Raw genomic sequence first — 18,311 nt, 5'->3', positions numbered from 1 at the left:
CGATGGCCTCCACCGTTCTGGTCGTCACCGCGCTGGAAGACGTGACCGCCGATCTGGTGATCGCCTCGCTGAACGAGCGCGGGGTGCCCGTGGTGCGCATCGACCCGGCCCAGATCGGAGACGGCCTGCGCTTCGGCTTCCGCGTCGGGCAGGGTGATGCTGTCTGGGCGGGGTGCCTGGCCACCGGGAGCCGGACGGTGGAGTTAGGGGAGGTGGCGGCGGTCTACCACCGTCGCCCCACCCCGTACGCCACCCGCTTCGCACAGCTGCCCCAGCAGGTGCGGGACTTCGCGGGAGCTGAGGCGCGGCACGGGCTCAGCGGGGTCCTGCATCACCTGCACGCAGCACTCTACGTCAACCATCCGCATGCGGTGGCGCGCGCCGAGTTCAAACCGGCTCAGCTGCACACCGCTGGCCAGATGGGACTGCGTGTTCCTGCCACACTGATCACCAACGACCCTGATGCGGCATGGCGGTTCGCCGAAGAATACGGGCCGGTCGTCTACAAGACGTTTCGCGGCCTCCCGCGTTCCGACGACGGTCGGGCGGGGGCTATCTGGACCCAGCGCGTCGATCCCGCCACCTTCGACGACTCCCTCGCGGTGACCGCGCACCTCTTTCAGGCCGAGGTGCCGAAGCAGGCCGACATCCGGGTCACCGTCGTGGGCGGCCGGTTGTTCGCCCAGCAGGTGAGTGCGCCGGGCAGCCCGCTGGACTGGAGACGCGGCGACTGGGACGCCCTTGTCCACACCCCGGTCGGCGTCTCGGTACCTGTCGAGGCGGCCCTGTTCCGCTATCTGCTGTCGTTCGGGCTGGTCTTCGGCTGCTTCGACTTCGCGCTGACTGGTCCCGTTGACGACCCGGGATCGTGGGCCTTCATCGAATGCAATCCGAACGGCCAGTGGGGTTGGCTCCCCGACGCGCGTGAGATCGCGGAGGCGTTCGCGGACGTTCTGAGCAGGAAGGAGGCAGCGCCCCATGGACCAGGACACGTACCGGGCGGGTGACGCGGCGCGGAGGCGTACGGCGTTGGCGGGTGTGCTCGCCGTACAGGGTGTACTGGACGATCCGGGCTGGCGGGCGGCGGTGGAGGCCGTGCCCCGGCACCGGTTTGTGCCCGCCTTCTACCTGCCCGCCCCCGAACGGGACGAGCGCGGGCTGACGGTGTGGGAACCGGTCACCGCACGGCTGGACCGTGAGCGGTGGCTTGATGCCGCGTACTCCGACACCACGCTGATCACCCAGTTCGACGGTGACGAACCCGACTGGCACAGCCCTCGCCCCCGCCACGGCGGCGCCCCCACGTCCTCCTCGACCCTGCCGTCGCTGGTGGTGCGGATGTGGGCTGACGCCGAGATCGCCGAGCGGCACACGGTGCTGGAGATCGGCACCGGGGTGGGGTATTCGACGGCACTCGCCTGCGAACGGCTCGGTTCCGCGAACGTCACCAGCGTCGAGGTGGACCCGCGTCGGCTGGATGCGGCGGCGAGCGCCCTGCACGCCTGCGGATACGCGCCCACCCTGGCGGTGGCGGACGGGCTGTACGGGTACTGGCCCGGGGCTCGGTTCGACCGGGTGGTGGCGGCCTGCTCCTTCCGCGCCGTCCCGCCCGCCCTGGTGGAGCAGACCCGGCCGGGCGGCAAGCTCCTGCTCACCCTGTCGGGCTGGCTCCACGGGTACGCCCGGGTGTTGCTCACCGTCGGCGCGGACGGTACGGCGGAAGGACCGCTGCTGCCCGGCACGGTGTCCTTCATGCCCGCGCGGGTGCACGCCGCTCCGGCGCTGGGCAACCCGGCCCACTGGGCGGCTCGTCTGCCAGTGAGCGCACGGGCTGCCCGGCACGCCCCGGACCGGCTGACCGCCGCCACTCCAGCGGCGTTTCACCTGCGCTTCCTCGCGCAATGTGTGCTTCCCGGGGCGCAGTTGGTCACGGTGGAGGACACGGTGTACGTGATCGACGTGGTGACTGGCTCCGTCGCGGCTCTCACCCCGGGTGCTGGGGGCTGGGAGGTGCGGGAAGGCGGGGCCGGGCGGTTGTGGGAACGCGTCGAAGGGCTGCTCGACGCCTACGACGCGGCCGGGGCTCCCGGCCCGGAGGCGTTCACCGTGCGGGTGGACGGGGGCGGGCAGCACGTGCGGCATGCGGGGATGCCCGCGCTCGCGCTGCCCCGGGGGTGAGGTAGTGGTGTGCTCGGTGGGGTCCGCCCCGCCCGGGTTACGTGAACGCGTCCGGGGGCGGGGCTGGGGAGGGGGTGCCGGTGGTGTCGGTGACGGGGTGGGCGCCGCCGGTGAAGGCGGCGAGCGCCTCGCCGTGCAGCAGGCGGCCGGGATGCGGGTCGGAGGCGGCGCGCCGGGTCAGTTCCGCGACGGGCAGCTCGCGGTCGGCCGCGCACAGCACGGCGTTGCCGAAGCGCTTGCCGCGCCACAGCGCCGGGTCGGCGGTGACGCACGCGGAGCCGAACACCGCGAGCGCGGTGGCGGTCTGGGCGCGCAGGTAGGTGAGCGGCGCGCCGTCGGTGAGGTTCGCGGCGTACACCCCGTCAGGCCGCAGCACCCGGCGTACGTCGGCCAGGAAATCGGTGGTGCCCAGGTGGGCGGGGGTACGGGCGCCGCTGAAGACGTCGGCGATGACGACGTCGGCCCAGCTCCCGGTCACCTTGGCCAGCCCGGCGCGCGCGTCGGCTCCACGGACCCGGATGCGCCAGCCCGGGTCCCACGGCAGCTCGCGGCGTACGAACGCGGTGAGCGCGGTGTCCACCTCGATCACCTGCTGCGTCGAACGCGGGCGGGTGGCCGCGACGTACCGGGCCAGCGTCAGCGCGCCGCCGCCCAGGTGCAGCACGTGCAGGGGGCGGCCCGGGGCTGCCGCCGCGTCCAGCAGGTGGCCCAGGCGGCGCTGGTAGGCGAAGTCGAGGTGGGTGGGGTCGTCGAGGTCCACGTGGGACTGGGGCGCGCCGTCCAGTGTCAGCGTCCAGCCACGCGGGCGCTCCGGGTCCGGTTCCAGCCGGGCGAGGCCGCCGTGCACGGGCTCGGAGACGGCCTCCCGGGCGCGCCGTTGCTCCCGTGCCCGCTGCCGCTGTCGCCCCATGGGGCCAGTATCCCGGGCGTCCGGCGGCGCCGGTGCGCGGGCCGCTCCCGGGGCGGGGCGACGGGCCGGGGGAGCCGCGACAGTGATGTAGCGGGTCATGGCAGCGTCGGTCTGTGTCGGCCCCGGGCGCTCTTTCCGCGCTGGTCGGACGTCCGCCCGCCGCCGGAGACAGCTGTGGCGCGCCGCCGCTCCGGGGTTCCGGAGCCGCGGCGCGCCACGGGTGGTCTGGGGGCGTCAGCTCATCGCTGGGGTGCTGGGGTCACTGGCTGGATCGCCAGGGCGAGCGCCGTCTCGCCCTGGGTGGTGGCGCCGTTGCCCGTCTCCGGCTCGAAGGCGTGCACGCTGTACGCGACCTTGGCCCCGGGCTTCAGGCCCTTCTCCTCGGCGTCGTCCGCCATGACGGCGGCCCGCCAGGTGCCGTCCTGCTCGCACCGGGTGCGGGCGAATCCGCCGTCACCGGCACCGGTACCGGCGGTGGGCCGCACGGCCATCGAGACGAACAGGGGCTTGCCCTGGGTGGTGCAGGTGCCGTGGGCGTGCAGCGTGATGTCCTTGGCGTCCGGTGTCAGCTGGTATCCGCCGAACTCCGCGCTCCATCCCGTGCTGTTCTGGCTCTGGACGGCGGTGCTGGCAGCGGGCTGGGTGCCCGGCTTGGCGGTACTGGCGGGCTTGGCGGTGTCGCTGGGCTTGGCGGTGTCGCTGGCGTGGGCGGAGTCGATCGGGTGGGCCGCGACGGCCGGGGCGGCGGGCAGCGCGAACGCGGCCACGGCCGAGCAGGCGAGTGCGAGGGTGCGAAGACGCATGCGTTCCTCCGTCGGTGCGGATACAGATGCGGCGGTATAGCACCACGCGACGCACCCGGTACCCCGGGAATCCCCCACCCGTGGGAGCGTCGCCGCGCGTGCCGCCCCGGGGAGGCCCCCGGGTACCAGTCACGTGCGGGCGAGTCTTCCGCCGGGAAGAAATACGGGGCGTCAGAGTGGGTTAAGGCGTTCACCTTTACGGGGTGTGCGAATCCTGGCAGCCGAAACGGCATCAACCGTGTACGTCACATGTCCCGTTGACCTGCGGCGTCCCGGGTCGGCTGCTCCGCCGTTCGGAGGTGGGTCGGTGGTGTCGGAGATGCGGGCGGGGCAGGGGTGTCGTGTCCTCACACTGAAGAGACGTCTGTGCACAGGAGGACGGCCGGATGTGTGGTGCGCACGGTGGAGAAGGGCGTCGGGGGCTGTCCCGGCGCAAAGTCCTGCGCGGTGGCGTGCTGGGCGTGCTGGGGGCGGTGCCGGTGCTCGGCGTGGGGCACCTGGCGCTGGGCGGGACGGTGGCGGGCGGGTTCCCGGCCGGTGGGCCACCGTACGCGCGTCCGCTGGCCGGGAATCCCCGGGTCACGGCGGCGTACGGCATCCCGGGGGACTGGCTGGCGGGGCGGCACACCGGGGTGGACTTCGCCGTGGACAGCGGCACCGCCGTGCACGCGGTGGGTACGGGCACCGTCGATATCGCCGGTGAGCAGGGCGACTATGGCGAGGCTGTCGTCATCCGGCTGAACGACGGGCACTTCGCGCTGTGCGCGCACCTGTCGGCGTGCGAGGTGAGGGCGGGGCAGAAGGTGACCGGCGGTGACCGGATCGGCGCCTCGGGGGCGACGGGGCGGGTCAGCGGTCCGCACCTGCACTTCGAGGTGCGAACGAGCCGGGAGTACGGCACCGACATCGACCCGCTGAAGTTCCTCGCCGACCGGGGAGTCCCGGTGCTGTAGCGGGCGTCGGTGCCGGGGCCAGCTCCCGCCGCGTCCGGCCAGCCCGCGCTACCGCGTGCCCCGGGCGCTGCTGCCTCCGCGCGCGCCGTCGCTACCGCGTGCCCCCGGGCGCCGCCGCTTCCGCGGGTGCCGCCGGCGAGGTGGCCGCCGCCGTGAACGCGCCGCGCGCCAGGCGGTGCAGCAGCACTGCGGTGGCCGTGCGGTCGGGCAGCGCGGTGGGGCGGCTGAGCCGGGGGGTGGAGTTGAGCAGGCCGAACACGGCGTGCACCGCGGCCCGGGCCTCGCGTTCCGGCAGGTCTGGGTGCACCTCGCGGACGACGCCGACCCACAGTTCGACGTACTCGCGCTGGAGGCGGCGTACGCGCTTGCGGTCCTCGTCGCGCAGCCGGTCCAGCTCGCGGTCGTGCAGGGTGATCAGCGGGCGGTCGTCGAGTGCGAAGTCGATGTGTCCGGTGATGAGCGCGTCCAGCGCCGCACCGGCCGGGCTGCCGGACGCCGTGGCCTCGGCCAGCCGCATGCGTCCGCCCTCGTGCAGCCGCTCGCTGATGCCGACCAGCAGCTCCGCGAGCATCGCGTCCTTGCCGGGGAAGTGGCGGTAGAGCCCGGGGCCGCTGATGCCGACGGCGGCGCCTATCTCGTCCACGCCGACGCCGTGGAAGCCGCGCTCGGCGAACAGCCGCGCCGCCTCGCGCAGGATCTGCTCCCGGCGGGTGGGCGCGGGGGTGCCCCGTTCGGCGGACGCCGCAGGCTGCGTACTCGTGCTCATGGCGGCAATTCTAGACAGCCCCGTTAGCGCGCGTTAACCTGAGGAGGAGGTTAACGCGCGCTAACCCGCGCGCCACCGAGGAACTGTGGAACCGTGAGCAAGGGGGCTCAGGGCATGCAGCAGGCACCGCCGCTGACCGGCGCCGTCGATCCGGCGTCACCGGCGTGGCGCACCAACGAGGCCGCCCACCGGGAGCTGGCCGCCGAGCTTCGCGAGAAGCTGGCCGCCGCCCGGCTCGGCGGCGGGGAGCGGGCCCGGGCCCGGCACACCGCGCGCGGCAAGCTCCTGCCGCGCGACCGGGTGGACGGGCTGCTCGACCCCGGCTCGCCCTTCCTGGAGCTGGCCCCGCTGGCCGCCCACGGGCTGTACGACGGGCAGGCTCCGGCCGCCGGTGTCATCGCGGGCATCGGACGCGTCTCGGGCCGCGAGTGCGTGATCGTCGCCAACGACGCCACCGTCAAGGGCGGCACGTACTACCCGATGACGGTCAAGAAGCACCTGCGCGCCCAGGAGGTCGCGCTGGAGAACCGCCTGCCGTGCCTGTACCTGGTGGATTCGGGCGGCGCTTTCCTGCCGATGCAGGACGAGGTCTTCCCCGACCGCGAGCACTTCGGGCGCATCTTCTACAACCAGGCCCGCATGTCGGCCGCGAAGATCCCGCAGATCGCCGCCGTCCTGGGCTCGTGCACCGCTGGCGGCGCCTACGTCCCGGCGATGAGCGACGAGGCGGTGATCGTCCGCGAGCAGGGCACGATCTTCCTGGGCGGCCCGCCGCTGGTGAAGGCGGCCACCGGCGAGGTCGTCACCGCCGAGGAGCTGGGCGGCGGCGAGGTGCACTCCCGCGTCTCCGGCGTCACCGACCACCTCGCCGAGGACGACGCGCACGCCCTGCGCATCGTCCGCACCATCGTCGCCACCCTCCCCGCGCGCGGCCCGCTGCCGTGGCCGGTGGAGCCCAGCGAGGAGCCAGCCGTAGACCCGGCGGGCCTGTACGGCGCCGTCCCGGTCGATCCGCGCACCCCCTACGACGTCCGCGAGATCATCGCCCGCGTCACCGACGGCTCCCGCTTCCAGGAGTTCAAGGCCGAGTACGGCACGACGCTGGTCACCGGCTTCGCCCGCGTGCACGGCCACCCGGTCGGGATCGTGGCGAACAACGGCATCCTGTTCGCCGAGTCCGCGCAGAAGGGCGCGCACTTCATCGAGCTGTGCGACCAGCGCGGCATCCCGCTGCTGTTCCTGCAGAACATCTCCGGCTTCATGGTCGGCCGCGACTACGAGGCGGGCGGCATCGCCAAGCACGGCGCCAAGATGGTGACGGCGGTGGCCACCACCCGCGTACCGAAGCTCACCGTCGTCGTCGGCGGCTCCTACGGCGCGGGCAACTACTCGATGTGCGGCCGGGCCTACGGGCCGCGCTTCGTGTGGATGTGGCCCAACGCCAAGATCTCCGTCATGGGCGGCGAGCAGGCCGCCTCCGTGCTGGCCACCGTCAAACGCGACCAGATCGAGGCGCGCGGCGAGCAGTGGAGCGCGCAGGAGGAGGAAGCGTTCAAGGCGCCGGTACGCGCCCAGTACGAGACGCAGGGCAACGCCTACTACGCCACCGCCCGCCTGTGGGACGACGGCGTGATCGACCCGCTGGAGACGCGCGCCGTCCTCGGCCTGGCCCTGACCGCCTGTGCCAACGCGCCGCTGGGTGAGCCCGGCTTCGGCGTCTTCCGGATGTGAGGGGGAGCCCATGACTTCGCAGCTGAACCAGCCCGGGGCGCCGACGAACCAGGCGCCCGCCCGCCGCATGTTCGACACCGTGCTCGTCGCCAACCGGGGCGAGATCGCCGTCCGCGTCATCCGCACGCTGCGGGCGCTGGGCATCCGCTCCGTCGCCGTGCACAGCGACGCCGACGCCGACGCCCGGCACGTGCGCGAGGCCGACACCGCCGTGCGCATCGGCCCGGCCGCCGCGTCCGAGAGCTACCTGTCCGCTGACCGGCTGCTGGACGCCGCCCGCCGCACCGGCGCGCAGGCCGTCCACCCCGGCTACGGCTTCCTCGCCGAGAACGCCGCGTTCGCCGCCGCCGTCACCGAGGCGGGGCTGACGTTCATCGGTCCGGGTGCCGCCGCGATCGAGCTGATGGGCGACAAGATCCGGGCCAAGGAGACGGTGCGCACCGCCGGGGTGCCCGTCGTCCCCGGGTCCTCGGGCTCCGGCCTCACCGACGTGCAGCTGGCCGACGCCGCCCGTGAGATCGGCATGCCGGTGCTGCTCAAGCCGTCTGCGGGCGGCGGCGGCAAGGGCATGCGCCTGGTGCGGGACGCGAGCGCGCTGGAGGACGAGATCGCCGCCGCCCGCCGCGAGGCCCGCGCCTCCTTCGGCGATGACACACTGCTGGTCGAACGCTTCGTGGACCGCCCCCGGCACATCGAGATCCAGGTACTCGCCGACGGCCACGGCACCGTGCTGCACCTGGGCGAACGCGAGTGCTCGCTCCAGCGGCGGCACCAGAAGATCATCGAAGAGGCGCCCAGCCCGCTGCTGGACGCCGCCACCCGCGCCGCCATGGGCGAGGCCGCCGCCGACGCGGCCCGGGCCTGCGGCTACCGTGGCGCGGGCACGGTGGAGTTCATCGTCCCCGGCGGCGACCCGGGCGCGTACTACTTCATGGAGATGAACACCCGCCTCCAGGTCGAACACCCGGTCACCGAGCTGATCTGCGGCCTGGACCTGGTGGAGTGGCAGGTGCGCGTCGCGGCGGGCGAGCCGCTGCCCTTCACCCAGGACGACGTGACGCTCACCGGGCACGCGGTCGAGGCCCGCATCTGCGCCGAGACGGCCCGCGTCAGCCCCGGCCCATCTGGTGCGTCCAGCGCGGCCGGCGCGGCCGGGGGCGGGGGAGCGCGCGTCGATTTCCTGCCCTCGGCCGGGACGGTGCTGCTGCTGCGCGAACCGGACGGCGACGGGCTGCGCACCGACTCCGGGCTGAGCGAGGGCACCGAGGTGGGCACCACCTACGACCCGATGCTCGCCAAGGTCATCGCCCACGGCCCCGACCGCCCCACCGCCCTGCGCCGCCTGCGCGCCGCGCTCGCCCAGACCACCGTGCTCGGCGTGGACACCAACACCGCGTTCCTGCGCGCCCTGCTCGCCCACCCCGACGTCGTCTCCGGCAACCTGGACACCGGCCTGGTGGACCGGGACGCCGCGTCCCTCGTGCCCGGCGCCGTGCCCGACACCGTGCACGCCGCCGCGGCCCTGCTGCGGCACGCCGCGCTGGAACCCTCACCCACGGGCGGCTGGACGGACCCGTTCGACCTCCCCACCGGCTTCCGCCTCGGCGGCACGCCCGCGTGGACGCCGCACCACCTGAAGCTGCCGGGCCACGACCCGGTAACGGTCCACGTGCGCGGACGCGCGGCCGACGCCGCCGAGGTCCGCGTCGGCGACGCCGAACCCGTGCCGGCCCGCCTCACCGCTCTCGCCCCCGGCCGCGTCCAGCTGGAGTGGGCCGGGCAGACGCAGACGTTCACGCACGCCCCGGCGGGCGAGGACCACTGGCTCGGCCAGGACGGCGCCGCCTGGCACGTCCGCGCCCATGACCCGGTAGCCGCCGCCCTGCGCGGCGCGGGCGGCGGCGCGGGCGTGGACGCGCTGACCGCGCCGATGCCCGGCACGGTGACCGTCGTCAAGGTCACCACCGGCGAGGAGGTGGCCGCCGGGCAGGCGCTGCTGGTGGTGGAGGCGATGAAGATGGAGCACGTCATCGCCGCCCCGCACGCCGGGACCGTCACCGCACTGGACGTCACCGCGGGCACCGCCGTCGCCATGGACCAGATCCTGGCCGTGGTGGACCCCCGCGCCGTTGCGGAGGACACGAAGGAGGGCGAGCGCGCATGACCACCCGTACGAGTGACGCCACACCGCCGCCCGGGCTGCCGATGCGGGTGCCGCTGGACGGTCTGCCCGCCCGCGTCCGCATCCACGAGGTCGGCCCGCGAGACGGGCTGCAAAACGAGTCGGCCGTCGTCCCCGTCGAGGTCAAGGCTGAGTTCGTCCGCCGCCTGGCCGACGCCGGTCTCGGCACCGTGGAGACCACCAGCTTCGTCCACCCCAAGTGGGTGCCCCAGCTCGCCGACGCCGAGGAGCTGTACCCACGCGTGCGCGACCTCACGCCCGGGGTGCGGCTGCCGGTGCTGGTGCCCAACGAACGCGGCCTGGACCGCGCCCTGGCCCTCGGCGCCCGCGACGTCGCCGTCTTCGCCAGCGCCACCGAATCCTTCGCCCAGGCCAACCTCAACCGCACCGTAGCCGAGGCCCTGGCCATGTTCGAACCCGTCGTCGCCCGGGCCAAGGAGGCCGGGGCCCGGGTGCGCGGCTACCTGTCCATGTGCTTCGGCGACCCGTGGGAAGGGCCGGTGCCGCCCGCGCGGGTCGTGGACGTCTGCCGCGCCCTGCACGGCATGGGCTGCGACGAGCTGAGCCTGGGCGACACCATCGGCGTCGCCACCCCCGGCCACGTCACCGCGCTGCTCACCGCGCTCGCCGACGCCGGGCTGCCCACCGCGCACCTGGCCGTCCACTTCCACGACACCTACGGCCAGGCACTGGCCAACACCCTGACCGCACTCCAGCACGGCGTCACCACCATCGACGCCAGCGCGGGCGGCCTCGGCGGCTGCCCCTACGCCAAGAGCGCCACCGGCAACCTCGCCACCGAAGACCTCGTGTGGATGCTGGACGGCCTCGGCATCGACACCGGGGCCGACCTCGGCCGCCTCACCGCCACCAGCGGGTGGATGGCCGGACAACTGGGCCGCCCCAGCCCGTCGCGCACGGTACGCGCCCTCGCCCGCGACGCCTCCCGCGATGTCTCCCACGCCGTCTCCCACGCCGTCTCCCACAAGGAGCAGTGAACCCATGTCCCTGGACCACCGCCTCAGCCCCGAGCACGAGGAACTGCGCCGCACCGTGGAGGAGTTCGCGCACGACGTCGTCGCCCCGAAGATCGGCGACTTCTACGAGCGCCACGAGTTCCCCTACGAGATCGTGCGCGAGATGGGCCGCATGGGCCTGTTCGGCCTGCCCTTCCCCGAGGAGTACGGCGGCATGGGCGGTGACTACCTCGCCCTGTGCCTGGCCCTGGAGGAGCTGGCCAGGGTGGACTCCTCGGTGGCCATCACCCTGGAGGCGGGGGTCTCGCTCGGCGCCATGCCGATCCACCTGTTCGGCACCGAGGAGCAAAAACGCGCCTGGCTGCCCCGGCTGTGCTCCGGTGAGCTGCTGGGCGCGTTCGGCCTCACCGAGCCCGAGTGCGGTTCCGACGCGGGCGGCACCCGCACCACCGCCGTGCGCGACGGCGACAGCTGGGTGATCAACGGCACCAAGTGCTTCATCACCAACTCCGGTACGGACATCACCGGGCTGGTCACCGTCACCGCCGTCACCGGCCGCAAGGACGACGGCTCGCCACGCATCTCGACGCTCATCGTCCCCTCCGGCACGCCCGGCTTCACCGTCGCCGCGCCCTACTCCAAGGTGGGCTGGAACGCCTCGGACACCCGCGAGCTGTCCTTCTCCGACGTCCGCGTCCCGGCCGCCCACCTGCTGGGTGAAGAGGGCCGTGGCTACGCCCAGTTCCTGCGCATCCTGGACGAGGGCCGCATCGCCATCTCCGCGCTCGCCACCGGGCTGGCGCAGGGCTGCGTGGACGAATCCGTACGCTACGCCCGCGAGCGCCACGCCTTCGGCAAGCCGATCGGCGACAACCAGGCCATCCAGTTCAAGCTGGCCGACATGGAGATGCGCGCCCACACCGCCCGCGTCGCCTGGCGCGACGCGGCGTCCCGGCTCATGGCCGGGGAGACGTTCAAGCACCAGGCGGCGATGGCGAAGCTGTACTCCTCGGAGATCGCCGTCACCAACGCCCGTGAGGCCACCCAGATTCACGGGGGCTACGGCTTCATGAACGAGTACCCGGTCGCCCGCATGTGGCGCGACTCGAAGATCCTCGAAATCGGCGAGGGCACGAGCGAGGTCCAGCGCATGCTGATCGCCCGCGGCCTGGGCCTGTAACGCGGGCGGACCGCGTCACCGCACGGTTGCTCCAGCGGACGCGCGGGGGCTGACGGTGCCCCGTCAGCCCCCGCGCGCGACGCCTGCCCGGCCTTCGGACGCCCGTCAGACAACCGCCGGACGCCCGTCAGACGACCGGCCCAGAAGACCCGCCTGGCGGGCCGTCATGAAGAGCCCAGCGGGTCACCTCGCCTCAGCACTCGACAGGGCGTCGGTGATCAGGCGGGTGGCGAAGTTGGGGTCCTCAGTGATGCGGTTGATCTGGTCCGCGAGGAGGAAAGCAGTGACCTCCAGCGGCGTCATCTCCTCCTTGGTCCAGTCTCCGTACTGATAGCGCCACAGGTTGGGGCTCAGACCGGTACCCGCGGCGATGACCAGCCCCGCCATGGTCGGGATGGCCTCGGGCTTCACGCTCTTGGTCATCATGCGCATCGTGGCCACGAGGTTGGGCACCACGTATTCGATGACGTCCTTGTCGTGGTCCTCGTGCGCCCTGCGCAGCCAGGACATGAACATGTAGATGAGCGTGCACGCCCCGTCCAGCACGTCACGGGCTCCGCCTGGCCCCAGCGACGCGGTGTACTGGTCGATCATCTCCCGCTCTGCGGGGTCGGCCTCCGTCTTGCCGGCGTGGATGCTCTTGAGCCGGGAGTCGATCATCATGAGCGCCCCGCCCACATCTCCGACGGGCGCGTGCTCAGGGTCGCAGGGTGATGACACGGGCTTCCTCCTCAGGTGGCTGCTTTCCGCAACACGGCGTGTCCGTACAGTAGTCGCCCACTTGGCCGAGCGCCGCCCACTTGAGCAGAACCACCCGATCGATACCGCGCACCCTCAGCAACCGCCGCGCATCCCCCGTGAACGCCGCACCTCCCCGCCCCTCACCATCAACGCCCGACGCGCCCCCGGGCTGCTACCGTCGCCCCATGTCGCTCTCGGTTCCCGCCGGTCGCGCCGTCGATCTGCGAGTACAGGCAGTCGAGAAGACCCTTGAGCATGTCGAGCGATCACTCCAGACACACCTCGACCGGGACACCGTGGTGCGCAAGCGCCGGTCGGTGGGTGCGCGGACCGACCGTGACACCTGGGTGCGGATCGAGCGCCGCTCCCTGGACAAGATCGGCGTTCAGGGCTGGAACGGCACCGAGTGCGCCGCGCGCCTGGCAGGCGTCGCTCAGCCCGAGTGGCACGCATGCGTGGTGTGGCGGGACGCGGACGAGCCCGCGATGTGGCGCGCCGACGAGACCGATCTCCTGCCCGGCGGCCCCATCGGCACCGCTGTGCTGAGCGAGGACCCGAAGCTCCCGGACACCTGGTGGCGCGCGCTCAACGCCTCGCTGGACGCATTGGCAGGACAGAGCACGAGCCGCGTCGCCACGCCGGACACCGAGACGATCACCCAGAACCTCGTCACCGAGTCTCTGCGAGCTGCCTTCCCTGGCTCCTTCGACACGACCGTCGAGCAGTGGGTACCGGCCCACGCGGACCTGAACTGGGCGAACATCACCGCGCCGACGTTTTGTCTCTTCGACTGGGAGGACTGGGGAGACGCACCGCGCGGCCTGGATTCCGCTTCGCTATGGGCGAGTTCGCTCGCCGTCCCGGCCCTGGCCGATCGCGTACGACACGAGCGAAACGCCGATTTCGTCAGCAGGGACGGCAAGCTGATGACACTCTTCGCCTGCTCGAAGATCCTCACTCCGGACGCGCACCCGCAGGACCCACGACTGGAAACAGCCCGCCGCATGGCGGCGCGGACTCTTCAAAACCTTCAGACGGACTGAGCGCATCGGCGGGCATCAAGCAGAGCACGGTACTGACCGACCACGAGCGGTTCCGGCTGGGCGGCCAGCGCACCGACCAGTTCCTCCAGGTGTGCGGCTGCATCAGCACGAGCAGATATGGGAAGCCTTCATAGCCCACGCCCCGCCCGCGCCAGGGCACGGACGGGGTCTCTGCGCGGACGCCTCAGCACTCAGCTTCCTGACGGGTTACGGTGACCACCGGTTGACCTCTCCGCTGGGGTCCGTGTAGGCCACGGTTTGTCCCTCCGGGCTTGCGGTGATGGTGAACCACTCGCGCCGGGGCCGGTTCAGGGACAACCAGTGCTCGTGCGCCCTCTCGACCAGCGCCCACAGGTCCCGGGGGCCGGACACACGGACCCGCGCACCGGCCCCTTCCGGCTGCTCTGTCACCCGGGCACAGGAGCCGTCCAGGGGGGTGAACATCGTCGTGACGTGGGTGCCGTCGGCGTCACGGTGGTATGTGCGAACCGTGCCTGGATCAAGGTGAAGCTCAGCGAAGAACGAAAAGGTCCAGTCGTCCAGAACCTTCCCGGAGATTCGGGAGTCCCGCGTCGTTCCGCCTGTGGCTTCGGGTTCTTGGTGTTGTTCCTGGTTGCCGGAGAGCAGGGGCATGAAGGCCGCAGGCGTGTGCAGGATGTGACCGGCTGCCGTGCCGTCCTCTCGCTTTTTGAGCCGCGCGAGCATTCCACCGGCTAGCGCCCCTTTGATCGGCACGACCATGATTCCCCCCGGGGCCAGCTGATCGAACCAGGAAGAGGGGATACGGCGTACCGAGCACGTGCCAATGATTCTGTCGAACGGAGCACGCGAGGGAACCCCTTTCGATCCGTCTTCACACCGGACGGCAGGACGCACCCCGAGGGTAGCCAGCCGATCCCGCGCCGCGTGTGTCAGGCGCTCGGAGCGATCAACGGTCGTGACGTTCTCGGCACCGGCCAGATGGCACAGCAAGGCCGCGTTGTAGCCGGTTCCCGTACCCACTTCTAGGACTCGCGCCCCTTTCCGAACGTCGAGGGCGTCCAACATGTCAGCCATGAGGCTTGGCGCCGTGGACGACGAGGTAGGAGCCCCCGTCACGCTCCTCGCTCCGGCGTCTTCAGCGTGCACACCCGCTACCTCAGTGATGAGCGAATCATCCGAGTACACCTGAGCTAGCCAGCCCGCCGTGTCGGTCCCCGTGTTTCCCCGCGGAGAGAAATGCTCGCCTTCTCTGCGGTAGAAGACCGGAACGAAGGGATGGCGAGGCGTGTTCAGAAATGCTTCTGCGAGATGAGACGAGAGAACAACACCACCTTGATCCATTGCCCGCACAAGGCTTACGCGAGCTACAGCGTACTGAGAGGCTTTTCTTGCGCTTTCAGTCATACTCCGTCCCTTCCAGGTAGTCGGCGATAGCAGCTGTGATAGGCAGGCCGGTCGATTGCTCGACGAACCCGAATTGGCCACTCGGGTTCACCTCCAGGAAACGCCAATCTCCGTCCGGGGTGACCACGAAATCGAAAGCGCCGTAGGGCAACCCTAGCCGTTCCAGCATCCGCAACACGCCGCGCCTTACCGGTTCGGGTGGTTCACAGACCGCATAGCTGTGACTTGCGTAGTCGCTGCGCCAGTCAACCCGTCCGGTTGGTGAGTCGCTATGAATTTCTGCGGCGAAGATCCTGTCCCTCACGGCGGTAAGCCTGACCTCGTGGTCCTTTGGTACCCATTCCTGGAACAGGTGCGCTGTCGTAGCAACATCTTCAGGAGCAAGGTCCTCGGGATTCACCATGCTCGTGTACACGGCCGCCGTCTGGTTGCCGACGACCCCGCGCACATGTGAGAACGGCTTATAGATCATCGGCCCGCTCAAGGAATCGGCAAACGCGTGCACTGCTCCGATGCTGTTGGTGATCAGCGTTCGCGGCACGCTGAGGCCCGACTCGGCGGCGACGCGGAGCTGAAGGGGCTTGTACTCGGCGTCAGCCGCCTTGCCGGGTGGGGGTAGCCAGCGACACGGGAGCGCCGTAAGCAGCCCTCCGAATCCCAGCCGCGCTTCCCTCTCCGCTATTTTTCGGGCTTCTGGCGACATGCCGTGTGGGAACTGCGGCCGTGTGGGTCTCCGGTAGTAGACGGAGCGAACCGACGCCACATCGAGGGTGCGACGGTCTGTGCTGAGCGTTCCGTACCAGGCGGCCCCGCTGAGGCTGGCAGAAAGTGCCAGCCTCAGCGGGAACTCAGCGATGTCTACCCGAAAGACGGGTACAGCGCGCCGGTTCAGCTCCTCAATGACCAAATCTGCTGTCGGGTCGAACCGGCCCGCCAGCACGAGAACTGTTCCGGCCTGTTTCATCAGTCGTCACTCGGCCCTGGGTCGTCCGGTGCGTCCATCTGACCCGATGGCTGCGTGGGACCGTAGGTCTTCGGCGGGTTCTTCGTCATGAAGACACCCGGCGGAAGACCCTCGTAGGTCCCCGTTTGCGTGTCCTCGTTGTAGTCGATATCGCTCGGCAAGATGCCGCCCGATTCCGTGACTGTGGTGAGGAACTGGAAGGCCAGTGGGGCTGGCCCACGGAAGTCGGTGAGGTCTGGCAGGACCGGAATACCGCCTCGGTCCAGGGCGAACCGCCCTTCCGGTTGGTCCAGGGAGAGAGTGGAGCTGGTTGCTTCCCTGAGTTCTGCTGATTTCATCTTTTCCTCTCATTTGGTGAGATAGGCCCAGATCATGAATTCGAGCTCGGCGACGCAGGTTTCGCAGGCGTGCATCGGTGCATGCATGCCGTTGAAGGCTGCCGGGCCGATCCAGATGACCGGGAGGTCGGTGCGACGGCAGTAGAGCCAGCACATTCCCCTCACCCAGCGGTCGTCACCTGGCGCGGCCCGTGCTGGCCGGGGTCGGGATGAGGCTGGGTAGAGCACCGCACCTGGCAGGGGGAGGCCGTGTCTTTTCCTCACGCGTCCGGCCTCACGTGTAGTTCGGCGCGGACGACTTTCCCCCAGCGTCTGGTGTCGGTCTCCCACCGGTCGGCCAGTGCCTCGACGAGCAGGAGGCCGCGTCCGGATTCCGCTTCGGGGTCCGAAGTCCGCTTGACGGGAGGGGCGGTGGACTTGTCCGAGACGGACACGCCCACCACATCCCAGGCCGGGCGGATGACACTCACGCGCACCAGGCGCCCTCCGCTGTGCCGCACGGCGTTGCTGACCAACTCGGAGACGATCAGCGTCGCGCGGTCGAGCAGGGAGTCCAGCGCCCAGGTGTGCAGCGCGGCTCTGACCAACGCACGTGCGTGACCGGCGGTTTGCGGCTCGCACGGCCACGTCTCGCTGTAGCCGGGCACACCCACCGCGTGGATCTGTGTGGCCGTCAGGGGCAGGCCCCGGGCCGTGGCTGCTCCATGCGGTGGGTTGGGCACAGATGCGCGCTGACTGCTCGTCATGACGCAAACGATGCCGGACGACTACACAGTGGAACAGGGACGTAACGTCCCACATTTGTGGCGCTAGTTGATGACACCCAGGAACCGGGCCAGTTTGCGGAGGCCGGGCGGCCGGGAGGCGCCTGCCCAGAGGTCACTCACGATTGATACGGCCAGCGTGTGGTGGCGCAGCCACGCCGGGGCGATCCGCCGCAGACGTTCGAGCGCCTGCGCAGCTCCCTCCGCGTTCCCCAGGTCGGCGTGCGCCCGGGCGACGTCGAGCAGTAGCCACGTCCGCCACGAGGGTGGGGTGTCCGCGCTGAGGCGTAGGCCCTGAGCCAGCGACAGCGCCTCTTCGGGGCGAGCGTGCTGTACCGCGAGGCGTACGCGTTCGATGCGAACGGAGGACCTGCTGAACACGGAGATCATGCGTCCCTCGGCGGGGGACGGCAGCGTGGCGAGGCGCCTGGTGGCTGCCTCGGCTGTCCGCATCATCTCGTTGGCCGTCTCGTAGTCCCCACTTCTGGCCGCGCTCGTGGCGGCGGACATGAGCAAGCCGCCCCACACCCGCACCCCTTCGGCTGTGTGGTGGTGCTCGCGCTCCACACCGTCAGCGGCGTGTACGGCCACCTGCTCAGCGTCGTCCAGGCGGTTTTGCCGTTGGTAGTTCCAGGCGACTGAGTTGTAGATCATCGACGGCAGCAACGGGTCCGACGACTGCTCGGCGGCGGTCATGGCCCGTTCGAGCGCGCTGAGAGCGAGATCGGTCTTGCCGAGGCGGATGGCCAGGTGACCGCCCAGCTGCAACGCCTTCCCCAGCGCAGCCTGCCCGGCTGCCCTCGTGTCGGTGTCCCCTACGGCGGCAACGAAGCGGGCGTCAGTGATGATGCCGGGCAACACATCCATCAGTGTCGCGAATTCAGCGCTGTGGTAGAGCGTCCATCCCTCGGCGACCTCCTTGCGGAGCAGCGCCGCGGTCAACCGTTCGGTGCTCTCCGGCTCCGGCGGCGGGGCGAACATCGGCGGGGTGATCGCACGGCGTACGGCGACCAGCTGCGGCGGTTCGGCGTCGCCGGTGGACGGTACGCCGGGCGGGTCCCCGAGCAGGGCCGTCAGCTCCACGCCCAGGCCGCGCGCCAGGGCATGCAGGGTGGGCAGGCGTGCGCTGTGCTTACGCTTCTGCTCCAGCTTTCTCACCACGTCGGACGACACCCCGGATCGCCCCGCCAGAGCTTCTTGCGTCAACCCGGCCAGGCGCCGCAGGCGTGCCAGGCGATCGCCCAAGTGCTCGCTGCCCATAGGGAAACGCTAGCGCCTGGAGGCCACTCCGTGCCGTGACGTTGCGCCGATACCCCACGTAGGGGGTGAACCGTCCGGAAACACTTCGAGGGAACGACAGTGGCGCCCGGACACATCGGGGCGCTGTCAGTGAGG

Annotated in this window: 18 protein-coding genes; 8 read left to right on the top strand and 10 right to left on the bottom strand. The window is 71.1% G+C overall.

What is annotated here, in order from left to right; genetic code table 11:
- The first annotated feature begins 2 nt into the window (after positions 1-2).
- Both tgmB (JJV70_RS13590) and tgmC read left to right on the top strand, forming a co-directional pair.
- A complete protein-coding gene (gene tgmB, locus JJV70_RS13590; RefSeq protein WP_219048143.1) occupies positions 3-1,007 on the top strand; it encodes an ATP-grasp ribosomal peptide maturase in 1,005 nt (334 codons plus the stop codon).
- Positions 979-2,178 carry an ATP-grasp peptide maturase system methyltransferase gene (gene tgmC / locus JJV70_RS13585; protein ID WP_219048142.1) on the top strand — a complete coding sequence of 400 codons (1,200 nt, stop codon included), beginning with the start codon at positions 979-981 and terminating at the stop codon, positions 2,176-2,178. The genes tgmB (JJV70_RS13590) and tgmC overlap by 29 nt, the downstream gene beginning before the upstream one ends.
- Before the next feature lie 37 nt (positions 2,179-2,215).
- Here tgmC and JJV70_RS13580 read toward each other — a convergent pair whose 3' ends face one another.
- Positions 2,216-3,088: a spermidine synthase gene (locus tag JJV70_RS13580; protein ID WP_219048141.1), complete on the bottom strand. Its 873-nt coding sequence runs from the start codon at positions 3,086-3,088 to the stop codon at positions 2,216-2,218.
- Positions 3,089-3,327: 239 nt separating this feature from the next.
- A complete protein-coding gene (locus JJV70_RS13575) occupies positions 3,328-3,891 on the bottom strand; it encodes a hypothetical protein (protein WP_219048140.1) in 564 nt (187 codons plus the stop codon).
- Between the two features lie 386 nt (positions 3,892-4,277).
- Here JJV70_RS13575 and JJV70_RS13570 point away from each other — a divergent pair, with 386 nt between their 5' ends.
- A complete protein-coding gene (locus JJV70_RS13570) occupies positions 4,278-4,844 on the top strand; it encodes a M23 family metallopeptidase (RefSeq protein WP_257573910.1) in 567 nt (188 codons plus the stop codon).
- Positions 4,845-4,935: 91 nt separating this feature from the next.
- On the opposite strand, the gene JJV70_RS13565 is transcribed toward JJV70_RS13570, so the two are convergent.
- Positions 4,936-5,610: a TetR/AcrR family transcriptional regulator gene (locus tag JJV70_RS13565; protein WP_219048139.1), complete on the bottom strand. Its 675-nt coding sequence runs from the start codon at positions 5,608-5,610 to the stop codon at positions 4,936-4,938.
- Positions 5,611-5,724: 114 nt separating this feature from the next.
- On the opposite strand from JJV70_RS13565, the gene JJV70_RS13560 reads away from it, so the two are divergent.
- The 4 genes from JJV70_RS13560 to JJV70_RS13545 all read left to right on the top strand — a co-directional run bounded on the left by JJV70_RS13560 (position 5,725) and on the right by JJV70_RS13545 (position 11,680).
- Positions 5,725-7,341, top strand: coding sequence for a carboxyl transferase domain-containing protein (locus JJV70_RS13560; RefSeq protein WP_219048293.1), 1,617 nt, complete (start codon positions 5,725-5,727; stop codon positions 7,339-7,341).
- Positions 7,342-7,408: 67 nt separating this feature from the next.
- A complete protein-coding gene (locus tag JJV70_RS13555; protein ID WP_219048292.1) occupies positions 7,409-9,505 on the top strand; it encodes a biotin carboxylase N-terminal domain-containing protein in 2,097 nt (698 codons plus the stop codon).
- Complete coding sequence (locus JJV70_RS13550) at positions 9,502-10,521, top strand: hydroxymethylglutaryl-CoA lyase (protein WP_219048138.1); 1,020 nt, start codon at positions 9,502-9,504, stop codon at positions 10,519-10,521. The genes JJV70_RS13555 and JJV70_RS13550 overlap by 4 nt, the downstream gene beginning before the upstream one ends.
- A gap of 4 nt (positions 10,522-10,525) precedes the next feature.
- On the top strand, positions 10,526-11,680 hold the full coding sequence (locus JJV70_RS13545) for an acyl-CoA dehydrogenase family protein (protein ID WP_219048137.1): 1,155 nt from the start codon (positions 10,526-10,528) through the stop codon (positions 11,678-11,680).
- Positions 11,681-11,863: 183 nt separating this feature from the next.
- Here JJV70_RS13545 and JJV70_RS13540 read toward each other — a convergent pair whose 3' ends face one another.
- Positions 11,864-12,400: a hypothetical protein gene (locus JJV70_RS13540; RefSeq protein ID WP_219048136.1), complete on the bottom strand. Its 537-nt coding sequence runs from the start codon at positions 12,398-12,400 to the stop codon at positions 11,864-11,866.
- 206 nt (positions 12,401-12,606) lie between these two features.
- On the opposite strand from JJV70_RS13540, the gene JJV70_RS13535 reads away from it, so the two are divergent.
- On the top strand, positions 12,607-13,464 hold the full coding sequence (locus JJV70_RS13535; RefSeq protein ID WP_219048135.1) for a hypothetical protein: 858 nt from the start codon (positions 12,607-12,609) through the stop codon (positions 13,462-13,464).
- 207 nt (positions 13,465-13,671) lie between these two features.
- On the opposite strand, the gene JJV70_RS13530 is transcribed toward JJV70_RS13535, so the two are convergent.
- The 6 genes from JJV70_RS13530 to JJV70_RS13505 all read right to left on the bottom strand — a co-directional run bounded on the left by JJV70_RS13530 (position 13,672) and on the right by JJV70_RS13505 (position 18,176).
- Positions 13,672-14,787, bottom strand: a complete 1,116-nt coding sequence (locus tag JJV70_RS13530; RefSeq protein WP_257573933.1) for a methyltransferase domain-containing protein — start codon at positions 14,785-14,787, stop codon at positions 13,672-13,674.
- Between the two features lie 55 nt (positions 14,788-14,842).
- Positions 14,843-15,814, bottom strand: coding sequence for an ATP-grasp ribosomal peptide maturase (gene tgmB / locus JJV70_RS13525; RefSeq protein ID WP_219048133.1), 972 nt, complete (start codon positions 15,812-15,814; stop codon positions 14,843-14,845).
- Complete coding sequence (locus JJV70_RS13520) at positions 15,814-16,152, bottom strand: hypothetical protein (protein ID WP_257573909.1); 339 nt, start codon at positions 16,150-16,152, stop codon at positions 15,814-15,816. Before JJV70_RS13520 ends, tgmB (JJV70_RS13525) begins: the two co-directional genes overlap by 1 nt.
- Before the next feature lie 9 nt (positions 16,153-16,161).
- Positions 16,162-16,308 (bottom strand): hypothetical protein, encoded by a 147-nt coding sequence (locus JJV70_RS13515; protein WP_219048132.1) that lies wholly within the window; start codon positions 16,306-16,308, stop codon positions 16,162-16,164.
- A 104-nt stretch (positions 16,309-16,412) separates the two neighbouring features.
- A complete protein-coding gene (locus JJV70_RS13510; protein WP_219048131.1) occupies positions 16,413-16,898 on the bottom strand; it encodes an ATP-binding protein in 486 nt (161 codons plus the stop codon).
- A gap of 63 nt (positions 16,899-16,961) precedes the next feature.
- Positions 16,962-18,176, bottom strand: coding sequence for a helix-turn-helix transcriptional regulator (locus tag JJV70_RS13505; protein WP_219048130.1), 1,215 nt, complete (start codon positions 18,174-18,176; stop codon positions 16,962-16,964).
- Positions 18,177-18,311 lie beyond the last annotated feature (135 nt).

Origin of the sequence: Streptomyces sp. JJ66, assembly GCF_019303495.1 — a bacterium.
In the GTDB taxonomy this organism is placed as follows: domain Bacteria; phylum Actinomycetota; class Actinomycetes; order Streptomycetales; family Streptomycetaceae; genus Streptomyces.
The sequence above is the reverse complement of the archived record's forward strand: the minus strand, read 5'-3'. Positions and strand labels throughout refer to the sequence as shown.

Excerpts from the sequence above, each read along its gene's own strand:
- JJV70_RS13565 (WP_219048139.1), bottom strand. The coding sequence starts at position 5,610 with ATGAGCACGAGTACGCAGCCTGCGGCGTCCGCCGAACGGGGCACCCCC.
- JJV70_RS13530 (WP_257573933.1), bottom strand. The coding sequence starts at position 14,787 with ATGGATCAAGGTGGTGTTGTTCTCTCGTCTCATCTCGCAGAAGCATTT.
- JJV70_RS13575 (WP_219048140.1), bottom strand. The coding sequence starts at position 3,891 with ATGCGTCTTCGCACCCTCGCACTCGCCTGCTCGGCCGTGGCCGCGTTC.
- JJV70_RS13520 (WP_257573909.1), bottom strand. The coding sequence starts at position 16,152 with ATGAAATCAGCAGAACTCAGGGAAGCAACCAGCTCCACTCTCTCCCTG.
- JJV70_RS13570 (WP_257573910.1), top strand. The coding sequence starts at position 4,278 with ATGTGTGGTGCGCACGGTGGAGAAGGGCGTCGGGGGCTGTCCCGGCGC.
- tgmB (WP_219048133.1), bottom strand. The coding sequence starts at position 15,814 with ATGAAACAGGCCGGAACAGTTCTCGTGCTGGCGGGCCGGTTCGACCCG.
- JJV70_RS13515 (WP_219048132.1), bottom strand. The coding sequence starts at position 16,308 with ATGTGCTGGCTCTACTGCCGTCGCACCGACCTCCCGGTCATCTGGATC.
- JJV70_RS13580 (WP_219048141.1), bottom strand. The coding sequence starts at position 3,088 with ATGGGGCGACAGCGGCAGCGGGCACGGGAGCAACGGCGCGCCCGGGAG.
- JJV70_RS13535 (WP_219048135.1), top strand. The coding sequence starts at position 12,607 with ATGTCGCTCTCGGTTCCCGCCGGTCGCGCCGTCGATCTGCGAGTACAG.
- tgmB (WP_219048143.1), top strand. The coding sequence starts at position 3 with ATGGCCTCCACCGTTCTGGTCGTCACCGCGCTGGAAGACGTGACCGCC.
- JJV70_RS13555 (WP_219048292.1), top strand. The coding sequence starts at position 7,409 with ATGTTCGACACCGTGCTCGTCGCCAACCGGGGCGAGATCGCCGTCCGC.
- JJV70_RS13510 (WP_219048131.1), bottom strand. The coding sequence starts at position 16,898 with ATGACGAGCAGTCAGCGCGCATCTGTGCCCAACCCACCGCATGGAGCA.
- tgmC (WP_219048142.1), top strand. The coding sequence starts at position 979 with ATGGACCAGGACACGTACCGGGCGGGTGACGCGGCGCGGAGGCGTACG.
- JJV70_RS13545 (WP_219048137.1), top strand. The coding sequence starts at position 10,526 with ATGTCCCTGGACCACCGCCTCAGCCCCGAGCACGAGGAACTGCGCCGC.
- JJV70_RS13550 (WP_219048138.1), top strand. The coding sequence starts at position 9,502 with ATGACCACCCGTACGAGTGACGCCACACCGCCGCCCGGGCTGCCGATG.
- JJV70_RS13560 (WP_219048293.1), top strand. The coding sequence starts at position 5,725 with ATGCAGCAGGCACCGCCGCTGACCGGCGCCGTCGATCCGGCGTCACCG.
- JJV70_RS13505 (WP_219048130.1), bottom strand. The coding sequence starts at position 18,176 with ATGGGCAGCGAGCACTTGGGCGATCGCCTGGCACGCCTGCGGCGCCTG.